The organism is Streptomyces sp. NPDC033165 (assembly GCF_055577965.1).
Window position 1 is genome coordinate 322280 of the sequence record NZ_JBVIPK010000004.1, and the last position, 22452, is coordinate 344731.

The window sequence follows — 22452 nt, forward strand, 5'->3', positions numbered from 1 at the left end:
CCGTGCCCGGGCGGGCTGCGCACCGGTCAGCGGTCATGCTGCGCGGCCAGGGCTGTCACGCCGCGTCGCAGGCGGCGGAAGTACGTGGCGCGGCTGAGGTGCAGGCTGTGGGCGACCTGCCAGTGGGTGCCCGACCGGTCGACGTAGTACGCGCGCAGGATTCTCCCGGCATCGGAGTCGGCCGCTGAGGGGCTTGCCGCCAGGGTGTCCACGGCTTCGACGAGCCAGGCGCGCAGTGCCCGGGCCGTCGGTGTGTGCGCGGCGGTCAGGAGCGGACTGCCGGCCAGCCCCTTGGGGGTGTGCAGGTTGCCCAGTGCCTCGGTCATGTGGGCCGCGGCGGGTTCGTCGGCGGTGTCCGGGGCGGTGGCGGTGACGCCCAGGCGGCGGAGCCAGGCGGGGAGCGCCGCGCCGGTGAAGTCGTTGCTGTAGACCTGCGGGGCGCGTCCGCAGCGGTAGATGTCCTCGCGGATTCCCCCGTGGCGGCGGAAGGCGAGACTGTCGAGAAGCTGGTGGTAGCCGGGGTCGGCGGTGGACACCAGGAGCCTCCCGCTCGTGACCGCCTGCCGCAGGATGTGGCGCAGCACCTGTGCGTGGACGGCCGGTTCGGGGCAGAACGCCGCCCCCAGGAACAGCCCGCCCCGGTCGCCCGCCGCGAGACCCTCAGTGTGTTGCTGGAGCAGCGGCTCCATGCCCGCCAGGGTCTGCTCCCGTACGCCGATCAGGCTGATCAGCCCGATCGGCTGTCCGTCGATGTCACGGGCCAGGCGGAACCCGGTGATGTCGTCGTCCAGCCACTGGGTGACCAGCCGTTCCGTCCTGCGCTGGTCGAACCCCTTGAGCGATGCCCAGCCGTGCATCAGGCGGCCGATGTCGTCGGCGTCGGCGCCTTGGGCTGTCACGATCGGGACCGGTGGGCGGCCGGGCGGGAAGAGCACCTCCCGTACGACCCGGTCACCGGCCAGGAGCATGGACTGCTCGGCCAGTTCGGCCCGCCGCTCGGGCGGGGCCGACCCGGTGAGCATCGCACCGCGGTAGCGCGCCGCGCGGGCGAGCAGCGCGCCGTGCTGGTCCGGCCGCCGCCACTGGTAGGTCATGTCGAGCAGGGCGCGGTACGGTTCGGCGACGGTCAGCCCCAGGGCGGTCCGGTGGACCAGGCTGAGCCCGGCCAGGTCCGTGAACAAGTCCGGGCCCCTGGCCAGCAGCTTCTCGTCCGCCGCGCCGACGGCGGCGAGCAGCCGGAGCGCCTGGGCCCTGCGGCGGCCCGGCAGTTCGCGCTCCAGGCGCTGGAGGATCTCGGCGCTGACCTCGTCGGCCACCGCCGCGGGGGCGGTGGGCGCGGCCCCGGCGTGCACCGCCCGGCAGGCGGCGAGCGCCACCAGGGGAATCCCGCCGGCCAGTCGGACGACGAGGTCCCGCGCGCCAGGGTCCGCGAGGCCTGCCCGGCTCGCGAGCGCCGCGATCTCGTCGTCGGGCAGAGGAGGAACGGCGAGGGTGACCAGGTCGCCCCCGGCCCAGCCCCGAGCCGCCCGTAACGGCCTGCGGCTGAGCACGAGTACGGGGCGGTGGCCGGCGGGGGCGTCGTCGAGTGCCCCGGCGGCGGACTCCATCGCCGTACGCCCGTCGACGCCGTCCAGCACCAGCGGCCTGCGGTCATCACCGGTCACGGCCCGCCGCAGGTCACCCGGGGCGTGCGGGCGGGACAGATCGACGTGCTGGGCGTCGAGCGAGCGGGCCAGCCAGGTCTTCCCCACGCCGAGCGGACCGGTCAGATTCACCAGCGGACAGGCCGCGACCGCCGCGCCCAGTTCGGCGGCCAGAGCCGCCCGCGTACCGCTGTCGCCCTCGTTCGCCCCCATCGCGCCCCCCATCGGATGGTCCCCTGCTGCCGCCCGAGGTCCCGGTACGGGTTGAGACACATATGAGACTCCCGGCGAGGCGGGAGCTTATACGTTCGTTCACGTGTTCTGACCAACTAGCAACGGAGGAGCCGTGAAGAAGTCCATCGGGGCGGCCGGAGCCGTGTTCAGCGCCCTCGCCCTCGCCGTGGGAATGGCGACCCCAGCTGCGGCCGACAGCCCGTCCAACGGCCGTTGGAACAACATGCGGGCCCTGCACACCGGAATGTGCGCTGCCGTGGGCAACAACTCGACCAAAGTGGGTGCCGGGCTGATCCAGTACCGGTGTGACTACAAGTCCAACAAGGAGTTCTACGCCCAGGGGGCGGGCACGAACGCGTATTTCCTGCGGATCAGATCCACCAACATGTGCGTGACGCCGCAGACCGGCGCCAACCACGCCCTCCTCGTCCAGTCCCCGTGCGCCAACGTGGACTCGCAGGTGTGGGTGGCCGAGTACGCCGGCAACGACAGCTGGAAGATGCGGAACCGGGCTACGGGCTTCTGCATGGGCGTCGCGTGGGGCACCACCAACAGCGGCCAGCCGTTGGACCAGTCCTCCTGCGGCGCGTTCGACGGCCAGACCTGGCGGTTCACCGCGGTGTAGTACGCCCGGCCGGTCGGCCGGGCAGGGGGTAGCGCGGCCTTCTCGGCCCCCGACCTCTGCGGGGGTGCGGGGCCCGGGCCCTGTCAGCCGGCCTCGCGTTCCTGGGCGGGTTGATCGGGCTGTTCGCAGGGTTGGGCCGCCCAGGGGCGCCGGGTGTGGCTTTCGGGCGGCTGCCGTCCGCGGCTGTGCTCGTTTCGCCGCCCGGCACCCCACGGCGACCTGGCCGCTGATGGGGAAATGCGAACGAATCGCTGCGCAGGGCAATGAGCCCTTTCCGACATGATGTGCTGGTCGCGTGTCGGGCGGCTCCGCGGAACAGTGAAGCTCCTGGTGGACGGGTTCTCGACCAAGACCGCCCGCAGCCACCAGGAGCTTCGCGTGCTTGTCCGCCCGTCGTCGACCGACCTGTCCGGTCACCCCCACGCACAGCTCGCGGCCGGGTTCGGTACCGGCATCGCCACCGCGTACCGCTGCGTACCCGAGGCCGTCGAAGTGCTGGCCGCGCTTGCGCCCGCCCTGGCCGAGGCGATGCGGTGACGCACGGACCAAGGCGTTCGGGATCGTCGAGCCTCTCGCCGCCGCCGGCCTCAAGTGCCGGGCGGGCACGGCATACCCGTGACGGCGACGATCCGCCCCGGATCACTCCGGGGCGGCCCTTTCGCCGGTACGGGCCTTCCGGTCAGCCGGACATCGCTTCCCGCGAGACCCGGTCGATCCGGCACTTCGTGCCCGCCGGTACCTCGCCGAGGCCCTGGGCCTTGATCCTGGCGGTCGCGCCGGGGGGCGACATCGTCGTCCGTGACCGCGAGGCCCTCGCTCACCACGTCACCGCCACGGTCCACGAACGAGACATGGATGACGTAGGCCGCCGTGCTCCCGCTCCCGTTCACGACCTCTATCTCGGCGGACATCCAGTTGATCAGGGAGTCCCGTGTGCACCTCGTGATCGTGGCGTCCTTCTCGGCGGCCGGTTCGTCGGCCTCCGGCTCCGGCTCCTCGAAGTCCTCCAGCTCCTCCCAGCCCTCAGGGCCGTCCGGCCCCGCCGTGTCGCCGTACCGCGAACCCGCCCGCTCCTCGGGGAGCGCGATGGACTCCGAGGCCTTCTGCATCAACGCGTAGACCAGTGCCACCGTCGCGCCGATGACGACGAGCCCGCCGACCACGGACAACGTCACGATCAGCCCCGTACGCTGCTGCTTGCGCGGCGGGTCGGCGGGGGGCGCCCACGGCGACTGCGGCTGTGCGAACGCGGGCTGCCGCGGTGGCTGCGGCTCCGGTTCGGGCGGCGGAGGCAAGAAGGCGTCGGACATGAGGTCCCCCCACGGGAAATCGATCAGGCAAAGGCCTTACGGTACGTGCCTCCGCCCCCTCACGCCGCGCGCATTCCGGCTGGTCCGCCGCCCGCCGGGCCCGACGCACCGCCCCACGCGCGGAATCCGGGACCTCGCCGCCCCCAGGTGCGATCGTGGGCCGGGGCCGAGCCTGCGGCCCCACTCGCAGGGCCGGGGGCTCCGAGCCCGCGGTCCCCACCCGCACCACCCGGCACCGAGAGCGAACGGACCACTATGGGCGAGCTGATCCTCATCCGCCACGGCGAGACCGAGTGGTCCCGCTCCGGGCAGCACACGAGCTGGACCGACCTCCCCCTCACCGACGCGGGGGAGCGGCAGGCCCGCGCCCTCGTCCCGCTGCTGGCCGACCGGCACATCGCCCTCACCCTGGTCAGCCCGTCCGTCCGGGCCCGCCGCACCGCCGAGCTGGCCGGGCTCACCGCGGCCCGGGTCACCCCGGAGCTGAGGGAGTGGGACTACGGCGGCTACGAGGGCATCACCACCCGGGAGATCCACCGCACCCGCCCCTTCTGGAACCTGTGGACCGACGGCGTCGACCCCGGCACCCCCGAACACCCCGGCGAGAGCCCGGCGGACGTCGGGGCGCGGGCCGACACGGTGCTGGCGGGGGTGCGGTCGGCCGCCGAGCTGGTCGGGGACGGGGACGTCGCGCTCGTCGCCCACTCCCACCTCCTGCGCGTCCTCACCGCCCGCTACCTGGGGCTGACCCCGGCCGAGGGCCGCTTCTTCCAGCTCGCCACCGGCGCGGTCTCCCGGCTCGGTACGGAACACGGCCAGCCGGTCGTCACCGCGCTCAACGTCGCCCTGCCCGAGGGCCTCCGAGGGTGAACCAGGAGGGCTGAACGCCGACGGCCGGCACCCCGCCCTCGGGGTACCGGCCGCCGGCGCACGGCACAGACGTCAGGAGAGCAGCTCCACCTCCGCCAGCGTCGCCGAACCCGTCAGCACCAGCCGGTACTTCGCGTAGTCACCGGGCCGGTCCACCGAGAACACCCGGGTCTGCCTGTCCCAGGCGAACGACTGCCCGGAGCGGCGGTCGATGTCCGTCCACTTCCCGCCGTCGGACGAGCCCTGGAGCGTCCACCCCTTCGGGGCCCGGTCCGCCGCCGACGACGTCAGCGTGTACTGGAGCGCCTCGGCGGACCCGGGGACGGGCAGCTCCACCGACGTGACCTCCGCCGCGGTGGCCGAGGTGTCGTCGAAGAGCGCGCCGTCCCCCTTGAGCACATCGCCCTTCGGCGACGGAACTCTGTCGTCCTGCTGGATGGAGACCGGGGCCGCGTTCTTGCCCGTACCCCACCTGGACGGCTCGGGCCCCATGTCGAACGCCAGCGTGCCGCCCTTGGCCAGCACATCGTGGGGGAGCGCGGTGGAGGTCCACTTCTTGCCGTTGACCCTCAGGCCCTGCACGTAGATGTTCTCCGCGCTGTTCTTCGGGGCCTTGACGACCAGCTTGCGGCCGTTGTCCATGCGGACGGTCACCTTCTTGAAGAGCGGCGAGCCGATCGCGTACTCCCCGCTGCCCATCACCAGCGGGTAGAAGCCGAGCGCGGAGAAGAGGTACCAGGCCGACTGCTCGCCGTTGTCCTCGTCGCCGTGGATGCCCTGGCCGATCTCGCTGCCGACGTACAGGCGGCCCAGCACCTCGCGGACCTTCTCCTGCGTCCGGTACGGCTGGGAGGCCGCGTTGTACATGTACGTGGCGTGGTGGGCGACCTGGTTGCTGTGCCCGTACTGGCCCATCCGCACGTCACGTGCCTCGGTCATCTCGTGGATGACCCCGCCGTAGCTGCCCGCGAACTCGGGGCCCGCCGTCTCCGGGGTGGAGAAGTAGGTGTCCAGCTTCTTGCCCAGGCCCGCGCGGCCCCCGTACAGGTTGGCCAGGCCCCGGCTGTCCTGCGGGGCGGTGAAGGCGTAGCCCCAGCCGTTGGTCTCGGTGTAGTCGTAGCCCCACACCCGCGGGTCGTACGCCTCGGAGGGCAGGCGCCAGTCGCCGCCCGGCTTCCTGCCCTGGAAGAAGCCCGCCTCGCCGTCGAAGAGCGTGACGTACTTCTGCGCCCGGTTGAGGAAGTACTCCGACTCCTCCTTGTACCGCGCCTTCTTCGTCTTCTTGTAGAGCTCCTGGCCCATCCGTGCGATGCCGTAGTCGTTGAGGTAGCCCTCCAGCGACCAGGACAGGCCCTCGTGGGTCGAGGTGTCCGCGTAACCGGCGAAGACGGAGGTCTCCATGCCCTTGCGGCCGACGCCCGGGGACGGCGGAGCCACCGTGGCGTTCTTGACCGCCGCGTCGTACGCCGCCTCCGCGTCGAACTTCACGCCCTTGACGTACGCGTCGGCGAACGCCACGTCCGAACTGGTGCCGGTCATCAGGTCCGCGTAACCGGGGGAGGACCAGCGCGAGGTCCAGCCGCCGTCCTTGTAGTGCTGCACGAAGCCGTCCACCAGCTCACCCGCCTTCTTCGGGGTGAAGAAGGAGTAGGCGGGCCAGGTCGTGCGGTAGGTGTCCCAGAAGCCGTTGTTGACGAACACCTTGCCGTCGACGATCTTCGCCCCGGTCCTCGTCGGGGTGTCCTCGCCGACCGGCTCGACGAAGGGGCTGGCGTACCTGTTCTTCCCGCCCACCTTCTCGTGGCCGGAGTTCGGGTAGAGGTAGAGCCGGTAGAGGCTGGAGTAGAGGGTCGTGAGCTGGTCCTCGTCGGCGCCCTCGACCTCGATCGTCCTCAGGACGTCGTCCCAGGCCGCCTGTGCCTCGCGCCGCACCTTCTCGAAGGAGGCGGACTCCGGGATCTCCATGGCGAGGTTCTTCTTCGCCTGGTCCACGCCGATCAGCGAGGTGGCCAGGCGCAGGTTGACCGTACGGTCCTTGCCCGCGTCGAAGCGGAAGAAGCCCGTGACGTCGTCACCCCCGCCGCCCTTCAGCCTTCCGCTGTCGGTCACCGGCGCGTCGAAGACGCCGTACACGAACATCCGGGTCGCTCCCGTGGACAGCCCGCTCCTCACGTCCGTGTAGCCGGAGAAGGAGCGGGTCTTCGGATCCAGGGTCAGACCGCCCGCGTTCGTCACGTTGTCGAAGACCAGGCTTGCGTCCTTGCCGGGGTAGATGAACCGCATCCGGGCCGCGTGGTCGGTCGGCGCCATCTCGGCCTTGAGGCCGTTCTCGAACGTGACGCCGTAGTAGTGCGGCTTCGCGACCTCGTTCTCGTGCCGGAACGGCAGCCCCCGGGCCGTGCGAGCCGCGTCCGGGGTGCCGCTCGCGGCCGAGGGCATCAGCTGGAAGGTCTGCCGGTCGCCCATCCAGGGGCTCGGCTCGTGGCTGGCGCTGAAGGCCTGGAGCGTGGGGAGGTTGTCCTCGTTGTTGCCCCGGGAGTAGTCGTACAGCCAGCTCAGCGAACCGGCGTTGGTCACCGGCGTCCAGAAGTTGAAGCCGTGCGGGACCGCGGTGGCCGGAATGTTGTTGCCGCGCGAGAAGCCGCCGGAGGAGTTGGTGCCCCGGGTGGTCAGCGCGTAGTCCGACAGATGCGCCCTGCGCTTCTCCGGCTTCCTCGGGGCGATCGTGATGTCGTCGATCCAGCCCTGGAACTTCGCCTTGCCCTTCGGGGAGTCGTACGCCACCAGAATCCGGTCGACCGTCCTGCCCGCGGCCACCGTGCCGAGGCGGGCGGTGACCTTGTTCCACTGGTTCACGTAGAGCCGCTTGGCATCGGCCTGGCCCTGCGGGGTGAGCAGCCCGCCGTGGCTGTCGGTGGCGCCCAGCTCGCTCAGATACGTGCCGTCGGTGAAGGCGAGGTCCACCGACACGTGGGTCGCCGGGTAGTTGAGGTCCGTCTCGCCCATCTGCGGATAGACCAGGTAGGACAGTTCGGTGTGCCTGGTGACGGCCGTGTTCACGTCGAAGATCTTGTTGTACGAGTACGCCCGGCCGTCCGGTCTGTGCGTACCCGCGTAGCGCAGTGCCTTCTTTCCGGTGAACCCCGCGCCCGACTTCGCGGTGGGGGAGCCGGAGGGGCCGCGGTCGGGCCGGCTGCGCATCTCGTCGGGCACCGGCGCGGAGGTGTCACCGTTCGAGAACTGAACGTCGGCGAGCTGGAGCTCGGACCCGCCGCCGTTCGCCGTGATCTCCAGCCGGAAGTGGCGGTAGGCGGTGTCGGCGGTGAAGTCGTACGTCTTCGTCTCGTGCCGCTTCGCGAAGCTCTCGCCCTCGCGGGTGTCGAGGTCCCTCCATTCCTCGCCGTCCGCCGAACCCTTCAGCGTCCAGTCCTTCGGGTCGCGCTCGGCGTGGTCGTTGGCGGAGGTGAGGGCGTACGTCACCACCTTCACCGGCTCCTCCAGGTCGAACTCGACCCAGCCGGTCTTCGCGAACGCCAGCCACTTGGAGCCCGGCTCGACATCGACCAGGTTCTCCTTGACCTCGCCGCCCGCGGTGTTCTCGGCGCTCGCGCGGACCTCGGTGACCCGGTCGGTGACGTTGCCCGGTATGCCGGTGGAGAACCCGCCGTCGACCCCGGAGGCGCGCTCCTTGCCGTCGGGGCCCACTTCGACGGTATCGCGCCAGTCGGGCTGCCTCTCATCCGTCTCGAACGAGCTGCTGAACGTCCGTTCGCCGGGCGGCTTCCGGTCCGGCGGGGCCGGCTGGGCGGAGGCGACCGCGGGGGCGATCACCACCAGGGCGAGGGAGGCCGCCAGGGCGGCCGCTGTGGGGGTCCGTCTCCGGCGAGGGGCCGGGCGGGGGGCCGTACCGGGCGCCTCTTCGGAGCCGTGTTGAAGACCGCGTGGTGGCTGCATACCGAGCCATTCCTCCCCGGAAAAGTGCATGGACAACGTTGTCATTGCGGGGTGCAGGGTCCAGTAGGGAGCCAAGTGGCAGGACGTGTCAAGGGTGTTGGTGCGGGCCAGTTCGACGAATCCGCAGTAATGGGGAAATAGCCGCCCCAGGAAGCGGGCAAGGGGTGCCGAGCCGCCCCCGAGGTCTCAACTCGGGAAAGACTGCAGCCCAAACCTGCTTTCGATCTTGCTCAGTTGGCGACAAGTGGACTATACCTGTCGGCGTCTGCACAGCCGTTTCACGCGGGTGTGCACGGAGGGAGACAGGGACGGTCGCAAGGACGCCGGGGGCGTTCGCGCTGTACGGTCTCCCGAAACCTCCACGGCGCCGGCCCGGCCGGTACATCAGCACATCTGCATATCCGCACCACCCAAGCGCAACTGACCGCGGTGGCGGGGCCCTTCGCCTGAGGCGAATTTTCGACGGGTGACCGGCACACCGCCTGAGTCCTGGAGAAGGCGAGGACTTGAGCATGGGATCCACCTCCGCCCACAACAATGAGGGCCTTGGCCGTCGCGATCTGATCAAGCGTTCTGCCGCACTCGGCCTGATCGCTGTTCCGACGATGAGCTTCCTGTCCGCCTGCGCGAGCGGTGGCGGTGACAGTGACGACAAGGTCGAAAAGGGCGAGAAGACCGACAAGAACCCGCTGGCCGTCAACGGCAGCGCGCCGCTGGAGATCGTCATCTTCGACGGCGGCTTCGGCACCAAGTACGCCGAGGACGCCAAGGCCGTCTACGAGAAGACCTACCCCGAGGCGGAGGTCAAGTTCTCCGCGACGCAGAAGATCCAGTCGGTTCTTCAGCCGCGTTTCAACGGTGGCACCCCGCCCGACCTGATCGACAACTCCGGCGCCCAGCAGATGGACATGGGCGTCCTGGTCGGCAAGAAGCAGCTCACCGACCTGACCCCGCTGCTCGACGCCCCCTCCATCGACGACCCCGCCAAGAAGGTCCGCGACACCCTGCGGCCCGGCATCGTCGAGATGGGCCAGTTCGACGGCGACCCGGTCTGGATCATGTACTACGCCTACACGGTCTACGGCGTCTGGTACTCGCAGACCGCACTGGAGAAGCTCGACGCCACGTACCCGGAGACCTGGGACGAGATGCTCGCGCTCTGCGCGAAGGCGAAGAAGCAGGGCATCGCCGGCTGGACCTACCCCGGCAAGCACCCGTACTACATCCCGTTCTCGCTCTACCCGTTCATCGGGAAGATCGGCGGCGTCGAGGTCCTCGACGCGATCGACAACCTGGAGCCGAAGGCCTGGGAGCACCCCGCGGTCAAGGCGGCCTTCGAGGCGTACTACGAGCTGTACGCCAAGGGCTACATCCTCAAGGGCACCCCCGGCCTGGACCACCGCGGCTCGCAGGGCGCCTGGGCCCGCGGCAAGGCGCTGTTCATCCCGAACGGCTCCTGGGTGGAGAACGAGGAAGCGGCGATCATCCCCAAGGACTTCAAGCTGTCCGTGGGCGCCCCCTCCAGCCTCGACTCCTCGGACAAGCTGCCCTTCGGCACGATCTGGGCGTCCGGCGGCGAGCCCTTCATCGTCCCGAGCAAGGCGAAGAACCCCGAGGGCGGCATGGAGCAGCTGCGCATCATGCTCAGCGAGGCCTCGTCCAAGTCCTTCACCAGCAGCACCAAGTCGCTGTCCGCCTTCAACGGCGGCACCGACGGCCTGGAGCTGTCGGACGGCCTGAAGTCCGGTGTCGCCGCGCTGGACAAGGCGGGCACCAACGTGGTCAACCCGCGCCTCCAGGACTGGTACGTCAAGCTCCAGAAGGAGCAGATCGGTGTCGCCGCGCTCGGCGAGATGATGGCGGGCCGCGCCACCCCGGCCGAGACCATCAAGAAGATCCAGGCCTTCGCCGACGCGACCGCCAAGGACCAGTCCATCAAGCACTTCAGGCACCAGTGACCACGCGTCACCAGCGGCGGGCAGCACGGGAAGGTCGGAGTCGGTAACGATGCAACACGGTAAATACCGGTTCATAGTCGGGTTCTTGGTGGTCCCGATGGCGCTGTACGTCATCTTCGTCATCTGGCCCTTCATCCAGTCCATCTACTACTCGTTCACGGACTGGACGGGGCTGAGTCCCGACTTCAAGATGGTCGGGTTCGACAACTACACCAAGATGCTCGACGACGACATCTTCTGGAAATCGCTGCAGCACAGTGTGCTGCTGGCTGTTCTGCTGCCGCTGGTGACGCTGGGCCTCGCGCTCTTCTTCGCCTTCATGCTCAACGTGGGCGGGCGGCGCCGCAAGGGCGCCGCCGTCACCGGCGTACGGGGCTCGGGCTTCTACAAAATCGCGTACTTCTTCCCGCAGGTGCTCTCGATCGCGATCGTGGCCATCCTGTTCCAGTTCGCCTTCGACCCGGCCCAGGGCATGATCAACGGCACGCTCAAGGCCGTCGGCTTCGACGACGTACCGGACTGGCTGGGTGATCCGCAGCTGGCCCTGTGGGTGATCATGGCGGTCCTCGTCTGGGGCACGACCGGCTTCTTCGTGGTGCTGTTCTCCGCGGGCATGGCCTCCATCCCCAAGGACTTCTACGAGGCCGCGCTGCTGGACGGCGCGAGCCGCTTCACGACCTTCTTCCGGATCACGCTGCCCCTGCTGTGGGACACGGTCCAGTCCGGCTGGGTCTACATGGGCATCCTGGCCCTCGGGGCCGAGGGCTTCGCCATCGTGCACATCATGAGCGTCGGACCCGGCGGGCCCGACTACTCGACCACCGTCCTGCCGTTGTACGTCTACCAGTCGGCGTTCCGTGACGGACAGGCGGGCTACGCGACCACGATCGGTGTCGCCCTGCTCATCGTGACGCTGGCGTTCGCCGCCATCGTGATGCGGCTGGGCCGGCGCGAGCGGCTGGAGTACTGATGAAGACCACTGACACCCCTCCCGCCGGGACCGACGCGTCCAAGGTCCCCGCGCAGCGCACCGGGGCCGCCGGCAAGAGCCCGTCGGGCCCCGCGAGGAGCAGTGAGGGCCAGGTCCTCAACGTGTTCTCGCACGGTGTGCTGATCCTCTGGGCGATCATGGTCGTCCTGCCGCTGTTCTGGGCGGTGATGTCCTCGTTCAAGACCGACTCGGACATCTTCAACTCTCCGTGGTCGCTGCCCGGCTCACTCAACTTCGACAGCTGGGGCCGGGCCTGGAGCCAGGCCCATATGAGCGAGTACTTCCTGAACACCATCCTGGTGGTGGGCGGTTCGCTCGTCGGCACCCTGGTCCTCGGCTCGATGGCCGCCTATGTGCTCGCCCGCTTCGAGTTCCCGGGCAACCGCTTCATCTACTTCCTGTTCGTCGGCGGCATGAGCTTCCCGATCATGCTGGCCCTGGTCCCGCTGTTCTACGTCATGGACAACCTGGGGCTGCTGAACACGATCCACGGCCTGATCCTGGTGTACATCGCCTACTCGCTGCCGTTCACCGTGTTCTTCCTGACCTCGTTCTTCCGTACGCTGCCGACCTCGGTGGCGGAGGCGTCGATCATCGACGGGGCCTCGCACACCCGGACGTTCTTCCAGGTCATGCTGCCGATGGCCAAGCCCGGCCTGATCAGCGTCGGCATCTTCAACTTCCTGGGGCAGTGGAACCAGTACATGCTGCCGACGGTGCTGAACACCGACCCGGAGAAGCGGGTGCTGGCCCAGGGGCTGGTGGAGCTGGCCGCCAGCCAGGGGTACAAGGGCGACTACTCCGGCCTCTTCGCCGGCCTGGTGATCGCGATGCTGCCGGTGCTGGCGGCGTACATCATCTTCCAGCGCCAGGTGGTCTCCGGCCTGACGGCGGGCGCGCTGAAGTAGGTCACGTATCCACAACGGTCCGGCGCCCCGGCGGAGAACTCTTCCGCCGGGGCGCCGGACCGTTGTGGCGTCGGTGAGGCCCCGCCCGCTCAGGTCTTGACGGGAGGCGCCCCCGAACGGTCAGCTTAGAGTTCACATGTTGGAGGAAGCCGGGGTCTCATCGCTGCGGCCCCGGCCGGGGCGGTCCTCTTCGGACCGCCCGCCGAGGGCAGGAGTGGATGGGTCGATGGAGACTCCCGGGTCGCAGACATCGCTGCACAGGGCCAATCTGGAGCGGGTCGTACGCGCCGTACGGATGGCGGGATCGCTCACCCAGGCGGAGATCGCCCGGAGCACCGGGCTCTCCGCGGCCACGGTCTCCAATATCGTCCGGGAACTGAAGGACGGCGGAACGGTCGAGGTCACCCCCACGTCGGCGGGCGGCCGCCGGGCCCGCAGCGTCTCGCTCAGCGGCGACGCGGGCATCGTCATCGGCGTCGACTTCGGCCACACGCACCTGCGCGTCGCCATCGGCAACCTGGCCCACCAGGTGCTGGCCGAGGAAGCCGAGCCGCTGGACGTCGACGCCTCGTCCGCCGAGGGCTTCGACCGGGCGGAAGCGCTGGTCAAGCGCCTCATCGAGGCCACCGGCATCGGCCCGGACAAGGTCATCGGCGTGGGTCTCGGCGTGCCGGGTCCGATCGACGTCGAGTCGGGCACGCTGGGCTCCACCTCGATCCTGCCGGGCTGGACGGGCATCAACCCCAGCGAGGAGCTCTCCGGCCGCCTCGGAGTCCCGGTGTACGTCGACAACGACGCCAACCTCGGGGCGCTCGGCGAGCTGGTCTGGGGCAGCGGCCGCGGCGTCAAGGACCTCGCGTACATCAAGGTCGCCAGCGGTGTCGGCGCCGGTCTGGTGATCGACGGGACCATCTACCGGGGCCCCGGCGGCACGGCCGGCGAGATCGGGCACATCACGCTCGACGAGTCGGGCCCGGTCTGCCGCTGCGGCAACCGGGGCTGCCTGGAGACCTTCACCGCCGCCCGCTACGTCCTGCCGCTGCTCCAGCCCAGCCACGGGCCCGGGCTCACCATGGAGCGGGTCGTCCAGCTGGCCCGGGAGGGCGATCCGGGATGCCGCCGGGTGATCGGTGACGTGGGCCGCCACATAGGCAGCGGGGTGGCCAACCTGTGCAATCTGCTCAACCCGAGCCGCGTGGTGCTCGGCGGCTCGCTGGCGGAGGCCGGGGAGCTGGTTCTGGGGCCCATACGGGACTCCGTGTCGCGTTACGCGATCCCCAGCGCGGCCCGGCAGCTCTCGGTGCTCCCCGGGGCGCTCGGCGGCCGTGCCGAGGTGCTGGGCGCACTCGCCCTGGTGCTCAGCGAGATGGGGGATTCGACCCTTTTGGAGAGCACCCTCCCCGCAGCGACTCCTGCCTTCACTTAGATAACGAATGGCACCGTTGTCATCTCGTTAAGAATTTACTCCTTGACGCTGGTGCTGCGGCCGAGTTGACTTCCAGCCACCTCGGCCGCAACGTCGCGGCCTCGTCAGGGAGGTTCGAGAATGAACACGCGTATGCGTCGTGCCGCCGTTGCCGTTGCCGCCACCACGATGGCGATCTCGCTGGCCGCTTGCGGGAGTGCCAAGGAGTCGGGCGACAAGGCCGAGAAGAGCTCGGAGAAGAAGGGCGACGACCTGAAGATAGGTCTGCTCCTCCCCGAGAACCAGACGGCCCGTTACGAGAAGTTCGACCGGCCGATCATCGAGAAGAAGATCAGCGAGCTCACCGGCGGCAAGGCGGAGGTCGTCTACGCCAACGCCAAGCAGGACGCGACCACTCAGTCGCAGCAGGTCGACACCATGATCACCAACAAGGTCGACGCGCTCATCCTCGGCGCGGTGGACGCGAAGGCGATCGCGAACAGCGTCAAGAAGGCCAAGGCCGAGGGCATTCCGGTCGTCGCCTTCGACCGTCTCGCCGAGGGCCCGATCGACGCGTACACCTCCTTCGACAATGAAGAGGTCGGCCGCGCCCAGGGCACCGCTCTGCTGGAGGCCCTGGGCGACAAGGCCGACGGCGGCACGATCGTGATGATGAACGGCGCGATCACCGACCCGAACGCCAAGCTCTTCAAGAAGGGCGCCAAGTCCGTCCTCGACGGCAAGGTGAAGTACGGCAAGGAGTACGACACCAAGGAGTGGAAGCCGGAGAACGCCAACGCCAACATGGAAGCGGCGATCACGGCACTCGGCAAGGACAAGATCGACGGCGTCTACTCCGCCAACGACGGCATGGCGGGCGGCATCATCACCGCCCTGAAGGCCGCCGGTCTGCCCAAGCTCCCCCCGGTCACCGGCCAGGACGCCGAACTGGCGGGCGTGCAGCGCATCGTCACCGGCGAGCAGTTCATGAGCGTCTACAAGTCCTACCCCGCGGAAGGCATCGTCGCCGCCGAGATGGCCGTCGCCCTCGCCAAGGGCGAGAAGCTCGACTCCATCGCCACCTCCAAGGTCGACAGCGCCAGCCAGAAGGACATCCCGACGGTGCTCGTCCCGGTCATCTCGCTGACCAAGGACAACATCAAGGACACCGTCATCAAGGACGGCATCTGGACGCTGGACGAGATCTGCTCGGCCAAGTACAAGGCCGCCTGCGACAAGATCGGTCTGAAGTAGACCCCACGGACCCGGCCCGCCCCGAGCGGCCGGTCCCGCCCGCCATGCGTCCGCCGCGTCCACGCGAGGGCGGCACGGCGGCACCTCCCGCGCACGCGCCGCCGCACACCGGCCCGCACGCGCCACGAAGCCTGTCCGGTGTCCCGCCCACCAACTGTCCCGCTGCCGGGCGGGGCGCCGGACGGAACAGCTTCCCCTGTTTCTGTTCTCTTCTGCTCGACCGCCGCGCCTTTCCCCGGGCGCGGCATCCCCGCCGGTCAGGCGGCGAAGGAGATGGTTCACGTGTCCGCTACGCCCGTGTTGGCGTTGCGAGGGGTCTCCAAGCGATTCGGTGCCGTACAGGTACTCACCGATGTAGAGCTTGAGGTCCACGCCGGCGAGGTGGTCGCCCTGGTCGGCGACAACGGCGCCGGTAAATCAACGCTGGTCAAGACGATCGCCGGAGTCCACCCCATCGATGAGGGAGTCATCGAGTGGGAGGGCAGCGCCGTGCGGATCGAGAAGCCGCACGACGCCCAGAACCTCGGCGTCGCGACCGTCTATCAGGACCTCGCGCTGTGCGACAACATCGACGTCGTCGGCAACCTCTACCTGGGCCGCGAGCTGCGCAGGTTCGGCATCCTGGACGAGGTGGAGATGGAGCGCCGCTCCCGCGAGCTGCTGTCCACGCTCTCCATCCGCATCCCGAGCGTCCGCATCCCGATCGCCTCGCTCTCCGGCGGCCAGCGCCAGACCGTGGCCATCGCCCGGTCGATGCTCGGCGAGCCCAGGCTCGTCATCCTCGACGAGCCGACCGCCGCCCTCGGCGTCGAGCAGACCGCCCAGGTCCTCGACCTCGTCGAGCGGCTGCGCGAGCGCGGTCACGCGGTCATCCTCATCAGCCACAACATGGCCGATGTGAAGGCCGTCGCCGACAAGGTCGCGGTGCTCCGGCTGGGCCGGAACAACGGTGTCTTCGATGTGAAGACCACCTCCCAGGAAGAGATCATCTCCGCCATCACGGGCGCCACGGACAATGCCGTGACCCGACGTGCGGCGCGCAACGCGGAGGTTTCCAAGTGACCACCGACAACTCCGCGACTTCGCTGGACAAGGCCGCCGCCCCGGCCGACGCGCCGGTCGGCAACCAGGAAGCGGCCCAGGGTGCCGCCACGGCCGTCGACCCCCGCCTGCTCATCCGCCAGCAGGGCTTCACCGGCTACCTGACCGAGTTCAAGCGCAAGATCAGCGGCGGTGACCTGGGCTCCATCCCGGTGATCGTCGGCCTCGCGGTCATCGCCATCGTCTTCCAGAGCATGAACTCCGAGTTCCTCTCCGCGAAGAACATCAGCGACATCGCGACCACGATGGTCGCCACCGGCATGATGGCCGTCGGCATCATCTTCGTCCTGCTGCTCGGCGAGATCGACCTCTCGGTCGGCTCGGTCAGCGGTGTCTCCGGCGCCCTCGTCGCGGTGCTCAGCGTCACCCAGGGCATGAACGAGTGGCTGGCGATCCTCGTCGCCATCGTCAGCGGCGCGGTGATGGGCGCGATCCACGGCTTCTTCTTCGCCCGGATCGGGGCCCCGGCCTTCGCCGTCACCCTGGCCGGTCTGCTGTTCTGGCTCGGCTTCATGCTCCAGCTGCTGGGCGACTCCGGCACCATCAACCTGGACGGCGACGGGGTGGTCGGCCAGCTGACCACGTACTACTTCACCGATGTCGCCGCCGCCTACGGGCTCGCCGCCGTCGCGGTCGCCGGCTACTTCCTCGCCGCGTTCCTGGACACCCGCCGCCGCGAGGCCGCGGGCATCCCGGCCCGGCCGATCGTCGACATCACCGTGCGCACCGCCGTCCTCGCGGTGTTCGCGTTCGCCGCCGCGTACATGTTCAACCAGTACCGCGGCCTGCCGCTCGCCCTGGTCCTCTTCCTGATCGTCCTGGTCGGCACGGACTTCCTGCTGCGCCGCACGGCCTACGGGCGCAAGATCTTCGCGCTCGGCGGCAGCGTCGAGGCCTCCCGGCGCGCCGGTATCAACGTCACCGCGATCCGGATCTCCGTCTTCTCCATCGCGGGGACCTTCGCGGCGATCGGCGGCCTGTTCTGGGCCTCCAAGATCGCGGCGGCCAACCAGGGCTCCGGCACCGGCGACCTGCTGATGAACGTCATCGCGGCGGCCGTCATCGGCGGCACGAGCCTCTTCGGCGGCCGCGGCCGCACCTGGAACGCGCTGCTCGGCGTCATGGTGATCGTCTCCATCCAGTACGGACTGTCACTGGAAGGCATCGCCACCCCGATCCAGTACATGATCACCGGCGGTGTGCTTCTCGCGACGGTCGTGATCGACTCCGTCACCCGTAAGACCCAGAAGACCGCGGGCCGCGCCTGACCGCACCACGCGCGGGTGCCCGGTACTCCTCCCAGGGGGCGCCGGGCACCCGCGCGTGTCCGCATATGGCTACGAACCGGGCCGCCCGCTGCCCACGGCCGCGGACGGAACATTAGACTCATCGGATCGGCACGCACGCTCGATCAGCTCAAACGCAAGGAGGCACGGGTGGATCTGCTGACCCGCATCAAGGGACCGCGCGACCTGGACCGGCTCAGCCTCGGTGAGCTGGAGCAGCTCGCGGAGGAGATCCGTACCTTCCTCGTGGACGCGGTGTCCAAGACCGGCGGTCACCTCGGGCCCAACCTGGGCGTCGTCGAGCTCACCATCGCCCTGCACCGGGTCTTCGAGTCGCCCAAGGACAAGGTGCTCTGGGACACCGGCCACCAGAGCTACGTGCACAAGCTGCTCACCGGCCGCCAGGACTTCTCCCGGCTCAAGAGCAAGGGCGGCCTCTCCGGCTACCCCTCCCGTGCCGAGTCCGAGCACGACATCATCGAGAACAGCCACGCCTCCGGGGTCCTCGGCTGGGCCGACGGCCTCGCCAAGGCGAACGAGGTCCTCGACAAGGACGACCACGTCGTCGCGGTCATCGGCGACGGGGCGCTCACCGGAGGCATGGCCTGGGAGGCGCTGAACAACATCGCCGCCGCCAAGGACCGCCCCCTCGTCATCGTCGTCAACGACAACGAGCGCTCCTACGCCCCCACCATCGGCGGACTCGCCAACCACCTCGCCACGCTCCGTACGACCGACGGTTACGAACGGTTCCTGGCCCGCGGCAAGGACATCCTGGAGCGCACGCCCGTCGTCGGCCGCCCGCTGTACGAGACCCTGCACGGCGCCAAGAAGGGCCTCAAGGACTTCATCGCCCCGCAGGGCATGTTCGAGGACCTCGGCCTGAAGTACGTCGGCCCGATCGACGGCCACGACATCGAGGCCCTGGAGTCCGCGCTCCAGCGCGCCAAGCGCTTCGGCGGCCCGGTCATCGTGCACTGCCTCACCGAGAAGGGCCGCGGCTACACCCCGGCCCTGGAGGACGAGGCCGACCGCTTCCACGCGGTGGGCAAGATCCACCCGGACACCGGGCTGCCGATCTCCAGCTCCGGCCTCGACTGGACCTCCGTCTTCGGCGAGGAGATGCTCAAGCTCGGCCAGGAGCGCGAGGACATCGTCGCCATCACCGCGGCCATGCTGCAGCCCGTCGGCCTCGGCAGGTTCGAGGCCGCCTTCCCGGACCGGATCTACGACGTCGGCATCGCCGAGCAGCACGGCGCGGTCTCCGCGGCGGGCCTCGCCACCGGCGGCCTCCACCCCGTCTTCGCGGTCTACGCCACCTTCCTCAACCGCGCATTCGACCAGGTCCTGATGGACGTCGCCCTGCACAAGTGCGGCGTCACCTTCGTCCTGGACCGGGCCGGCATCACCGGCACGGACGGCGCCTCGCACAACGGCATGTGGGACATGTCGATCCTCCAGTGCGTGCCCACGCTCCGGATCGCCGCCCCGCGCGACGCCGACCAGGTCCGCGCCCAGCTGCGCGAGGCCGTCGACGTCGACGACGCGCCCACCGTGGTCCGCTTCTCCAAGGGCGCGGTCGGCCCGGCGGTCAAGGCGGTCGGCAAGGCGGGCGGCATGGACATCCTGCGCGAGCCGAAGGCGGCCCGCCCCGACGTCCTGATCGTCTCCGTCGGCGCGCTCGCCCCGATGTGCCTGGAGATCGCCGACCTGCTGGACGCCCAGGGCATCTCCAGCACCGTCGTCGACCCGCGCTGGGTCAAACCGGTCGACGAGGCACTCGCCCCGCTCGCCGAGCGCCACCGTGTCGTCGTCACGGTCGAGGACAACTGCCGCGCCGGAGGCGTCGGTTCCGCCGTCTCCCAGGCGCTGCGCGACGCCGGCGTCGACGTACCGCTGCGCGACTTCGGCATCCCGCCGGTCTTCCTCGACCACGCGTCGCGCGGCGAGGTCATGGCCGAGATCGGACTGACCGCACCGGACATCGCCCGCCAGGTCACCGGCCTGGTCGCCAAGCTCGACGGCCGCTTCGAGAGCCGCGAGGTGGAGCCCGCCCGCGACTGACGCCCAACCCTCCATACGGCCGACGGGCCGGGAGAACCGCCCCTGTACGGGTGGCTCTCCCGGCCCGTTCGCGTGAAACGGGCCGGTTGGCGTGATCATGCGCTGTCCGGTGCCCATCATGGCGCTCACAACGAGTGCGTGGAGGTACGCAGGTGAGCGCGCAGGCCACACCACCCCGCGGAAGGGGCGTGTTCCGCACCAAGTCCGTCGAACAGTCGGTCCTTGACACCGAGGAGCCGGAACACGCGCTCAAGAAGTCCCTCTCCGCCCTGGACCTGACGGTCTTCGGCGTCGGTGTCATCATCGGGACCGGCATCTTCGTCCTCACCGGGAAGGTCGCCAAGGAGACGGCGGGACCCGCGACCGCCCTCGCCTTCGTCGCGGCGGCCGTCGTGTGCGCGCTGGCCGCACTCTGCTACGCCGAGTTCGCCTCCACCGTCCCGGTGGCGGGCTCCGCCTACACCTTCGCGTACACGTCACTGGGCGAGCTGGTGGCCTGGATCATCGGCTGGGACCTGGTGCTGGAGTTCGCGCTGGGCACCGCGGTGGTCGCGGTCGGCTGGTCCGGCTACGTCCGTTCACTGATGGACAACGTCGACTGGACGATGCCCCGAGCGCTCTCGGGCCCGGATGCGGCGGAAGGATTCGGCTTCGACCTCCTGGCCTTCGCCCTGGTGCTGGTCCTGACCGCCATCCTGGTCTTCGGCATGAAGCTCTCCGCCCGGGTCACCTCGGTCGTCGTGGCGATCAAGGTCGGCGTGGTCCTCATGGTGATCGTCGCGGGCCTGTTCTTCATCGAGGCCGAGAACTACAAGCCCTTCGTCCCCCCAGCCGAGCCGCAGCCCGCCGGTTCGGGCTGGGACGCCCCGCTCGTACAGCTGATCTTCGGCTACGAACCCACCAATTTCGGCGTCATGGGCATCTTCACGGCCGCCTCCATCGTCTTCTTCGCGTTCCTCGGCTTCGACGTGGTGGCCACCGCCGCCGAGGAGACCAAGCTGCCCCAGCGCGACATGCCGCGCGGCATCCTCGGCTCGCTCATCATCTGCACGGTGCTCTACGTGGCGGTATCGATCGTGGTCACCGGCATGCAGCACTACAGCGAACTCTCCGTCAGCGCCCCGCTCGCCGACGCCTTCAAGGCCACCGGGCACCCCTTCTACGCCGGTCTGATCAGCTTCGGCGCGGCGGTCGGCCTCACCACGGTCTGCATGATCCTGCTGCTCGGCCAGACCCGCGTCTTCTTCGCGATGAGCCGCGACGGCCTGCTCCCGCGCTTCTTCTCCAGGACGCACCCGCGCTTCAGGACCCCGTACCGTCCGACGATCCTGCTCGGTGTGCTGATCGCGATCATCGCCGGGTTCACGAGCATCGACGAGCTGGCCACCCTGGTGAACATCGGCACGCTCTTCGCCTTCGTCGTCGTCGCGCTCGGCGTCCTGGTCCTGCGCCGCACCCGTCCCGGCCTGCACCGCGCCTTCCGCACCCCCTGGGTACCGGTCCTGCCGGTCGCCTCGGTGGCGGCCTCGGTCTGGCTGATGCTCAATCTGCCCGCGGAGACCTGGCTGCGGTTCGGTGCCTGGATGGCGCTGGGCGTGGTCATCTACTTCGTGTACGGGCGCTCGCACAGCCGGATGGCCAGGGAGGGGCGCCAGGGCCTGCCGTCAGACTGACGCCTGCCGGGCGGCCTCCCGCACGCGCGCTCGGGAGCCTCACGTGTCCAGCGTGCCGCCCCCGCCCTATTAATATGAACCTATGACTTGGCTGATCACGGGTGGTGCGGGTTTCATCGGGGCGCATGTCGTCAAGGCGATGCTCGACGCCGGCGAGCGTGTAGTGGTGTACGACGACCTATCGACCGGGGACCCGACCCGCGTTCCCGCGGACGTGCCCTTCGTCAAGGGCTCGACCCTCGACCGGGGACAGCTCGACCGGACGTTGTCGGAGTTCGCCGTCGACGGGGTCGTCCACCTCGCCGCCAAGAAGCAGGTGGCTGAGTCCGTCGCGCTTCCGCTCCACTACTACCGGGAGAACGTGCACGGTCTCCAGACTCTTCTGGAGGCCGTCACGGAGGCGGGAACCCGACGGTTCCTCTTCTCCTCGTCCGCGGCCGTCTACGGCCTCCCCGACGTGGACCTCGTCACCGAGGCAACGCCGTGCGCGCCGATCAATCCGTACGGCGAGACCAAGCTCGCCGGTGAGTGGATGGTGCGCGCGGCGGGCGCCGCACACGGTATGGCGACCGCCTCGCTGCGCTACTTCAACGTCGCGGGGGCGGGGAGCCCGGCCCTCGCCGACACGGGCGTCTTCAACCTGATCCCCATGGTCTTCGAGAAGCTCACGGAGGGCGCGGCCCCGATGATCTTCGGGGACGACTACGCCACCCCGGACGGCACCTGCGTCCGCGACTTCATCCACGTCGAGGACCTGGCTTCCGCGCATCTCGCGGTGGCGGGCGCCCTCGGAGAGCGTGGCGACGGCTCCGACCTCACGGTCAACATCGGCCGGGGCGCGGGCGTTTCGGTACGCGAGATGATCGCCCTGATCGGCGACGTCACGGGATACGGCCCGGACGCCGAGCCCGCCGTGATGGCCCGCCGAGCCGGAGACCCGGCCCGGGTGGTGGCCTCGGCGGACCGGATGCGTACGGAGCTGGGCTGGACGGCCCGGCACGACGTACGCGACATGGTCGCCTCGGCGTGGGAGGGCTGGTGCTTCTCCCACCCGGAGGCCCGTCGCTGACCCTGCCCGCACCGGGCTGACGCGGGGGGGGGGGGGGGGGGGGGGGGGGGGGGGGGGGGGCGCTTGGTGGGTGTCTTTTCTCCTGGGTGTGTTTTCGCGCGGCGGCA

General features: G+C 69.6%; 15 protein-coding genes and 1 pseudogene. 13 read left to right on the forward strand and 3 right to left on the reverse strand.

The genetic code is table 11. The annotated features are described in order from the left end of the window. Nucleotides 1–26 precede the first annotated feature (26 nt). Complete coding sequence (locus ACZ5WC_RS12575; RefSeq protein WP_468540774.1) at nucleotides 27–1856, reverse strand: DUF1492 domain-containing protein; 1830 nt, start codon at nucleotides 1854–1856, stop codon at nucleotides 27–29. Nucleotides 1857–1989: 133 nt separating this feature from the next. Here ACZ5WC_RS12575 and ACZ5WC_RS12580 point away from each other — a divergent pair, with 133 nt between their 5' ends. Together ACZ5WC_RS12580 and ACZ5WC_RS12585 are read left to right on the forward strand one after the other, a co-directional pair. Further along, the gene (locus tag ACZ5WC_RS12580; RefSeq protein WP_468540775.1) at nucleotides 1990–2502 is read left to right on the forward strand and encodes an RICIN domain-containing protein; all 513 of its coding nucleotides are present in this window, start codon (nucleotides 1990–1992) and stop codon (nucleotides 2500–2502) included. A 408-nt stretch (nucleotides 2503–2910) separates the two neighbouring features. Next, nucleotides 2911–3036 (forward strand): annotated as a pseudogene (locus ACZ5WC_RS12585) (IS5/IS1182 family transposase); the annotation flags it as partial. Between the two features lie 53 nt (nucleotides 3037–3089). Here ACZ5WC_RS12585 and ACZ5WC_RS12590 read toward each other — a convergent pair. After that, a complete protein-coding gene (locus ACZ5WC_RS12590) occupies nucleotides 3090–3812 on the reverse strand; it encodes a hypothetical protein (RefSeq protein WP_468540776.1) in 723 nt (240 codons plus the stop codon). Nucleotides 3813–4067: 255 nt separating this feature from the next. Between ACZ5WC_RS12590 and ACZ5WC_RS12595 the strand changes: the two genes are divergently transcribed. Then, a complete protein-coding gene (locus tag ACZ5WC_RS12595; RefSeq protein WP_468540777.1) occupies nucleotides 4068–4682 on the forward strand; it encodes a histidine phosphatase family protein in 615 nt (204 codons plus the stop codon). 72 nt (nucleotides 4683–4754) lie between these two features. Here the strand turns inward: ACZ5WC_RS12595 and ACZ5WC_RS12600 are convergent, their stop codons facing one another. Next, nucleotides 4755–8636: a GH92 family glycosyl hydrolase gene (locus tag ACZ5WC_RS12600; RefSeq protein ID WP_468540977.1), complete on the reverse strand. Its 3882-nt coding sequence runs from the start codon at nucleotides 8634–8636 to the stop codon at nucleotides 4755–4757. A 512-nt stretch (nucleotides 8637–9148) separates the two neighbouring features. Between ACZ5WC_RS12600 and ngcE the strand changes: the two genes are divergently transcribed. From ngcE to galE, 10 genes are all read left to right on the forward strand, one after another. Continuing rightward, nucleotides 9149–10594, forward strand: coding sequence for an N-acetylglucosamine/diacetylchitobiose ABC transporter substrate-binding protein (gene ngcE / locus ACZ5WC_RS12605; RefSeq protein ID WP_096627446.1), 1446 nt, complete (start codon nucleotides 9149–9151; stop codon nucleotides 10592–10594). Nucleotides 10595–10643: 49 nt separating this feature from the next. Continuing rightward, the gene (locus ACZ5WC_RS12610) at nucleotides 10644–11564 is read left to right on the forward strand and encodes a carbohydrate ABC transporter permease (protein ID WP_468540778.1); all 921 of its coding nucleotides are present in this window, start codon (nucleotides 10644–10646) and stop codon (nucleotides 11562–11564) included. Next, nucleotides 11564–12493: a carbohydrate ABC transporter permease gene (locus tag ACZ5WC_RS12615; protein WP_468540779.1), complete on the forward strand. Its 930-nt coding sequence runs from the start codon at nucleotides 11564–11566 to the stop codon at nucleotides 12491–12493. The genes ACZ5WC_RS12610 and ACZ5WC_RS12615 overlap by 1 nt, the downstream gene beginning before the upstream one ends. A gap of 226 nt (nucleotides 12494–12719) precedes the next feature. Beyond that, nucleotides 12720–13919 carry an ROK family transcriptional regulator gene (locus ACZ5WC_RS12620; RefSeq protein WP_468540780.1) on the forward strand — a complete coding sequence of 400 codons (1200 nt, stop codon included), beginning with the start codon at nucleotides 12720–12722 and terminating at the stop codon, nucleotides 13917–13919. A gap of 120 nt (nucleotides 13920–14039) precedes the next feature. Continuing rightward, nucleotides 14040–15152, forward strand: a complete 1113-nt coding sequence (locus ACZ5WC_RS12625) for a sugar ABC transporter substrate-binding protein (protein ID WP_468540781.1) — start codon at nucleotides 14040–14042, stop codon at nucleotides 15150–15152. A gap of 273 nt (nucleotides 15153–15425) precedes the next feature. Further along, on the forward strand, nucleotides 15426–16214 hold the full coding sequence (locus ACZ5WC_RS12630; RefSeq protein ID WP_468540782.1) for an ATP-binding cassette domain-containing protein: 789 nt from the start codon (nucleotides 15426–15428) through the stop codon (nucleotides 16212–16214). Then, on the forward strand, nucleotides 16211–17521 hold the full coding sequence (locus ACZ5WC_RS12635; protein WP_468540783.1) for a sugar ABC transporter permease: 1311 nt from the start codon (nucleotides 16211–16213) through the stop codon (nucleotides 17519–17521). The genes ACZ5WC_RS12630 and ACZ5WC_RS12635 overlap by 4 nt, the downstream gene beginning before the upstream one ends. 168 nt (nucleotides 17522–17689) lie before the next feature. Continuing rightward, nucleotides 17690–19603, forward strand: coding sequence for a 1-deoxy-D-xylulose-5-phosphate synthase (dxs, locus tag ACZ5WC_RS12640; RefSeq protein ID WP_468540784.1), 1914 nt, complete (start codon nucleotides 17690–17692; stop codon nucleotides 19601–19603). 188 nt (nucleotides 19604–19791) lie between these two features. Further along, a complete protein-coding gene (locus ACZ5WC_RS12645; RefSeq protein WP_468540785.1) occupies nucleotides 19792–21276 on the forward strand; it encodes an amino acid permease in 1485 nt (494 codons plus the stop codon). An 82-nt stretch (nucleotides 21277–21358) separates the two neighbouring features. Beyond that, nucleotides 21359–22345, forward strand: coding sequence for a UDP-glucose 4-epimerase GalE (galE, locus tag ACZ5WC_RS12650; RefSeq protein WP_468540786.1), 987 nt, complete (start codon nucleotides 21359–21361; stop codon nucleotides 22343–22345). The last annotated feature ends 107 nt before the right edge of the window (nucleotides 22346–22452 follow it).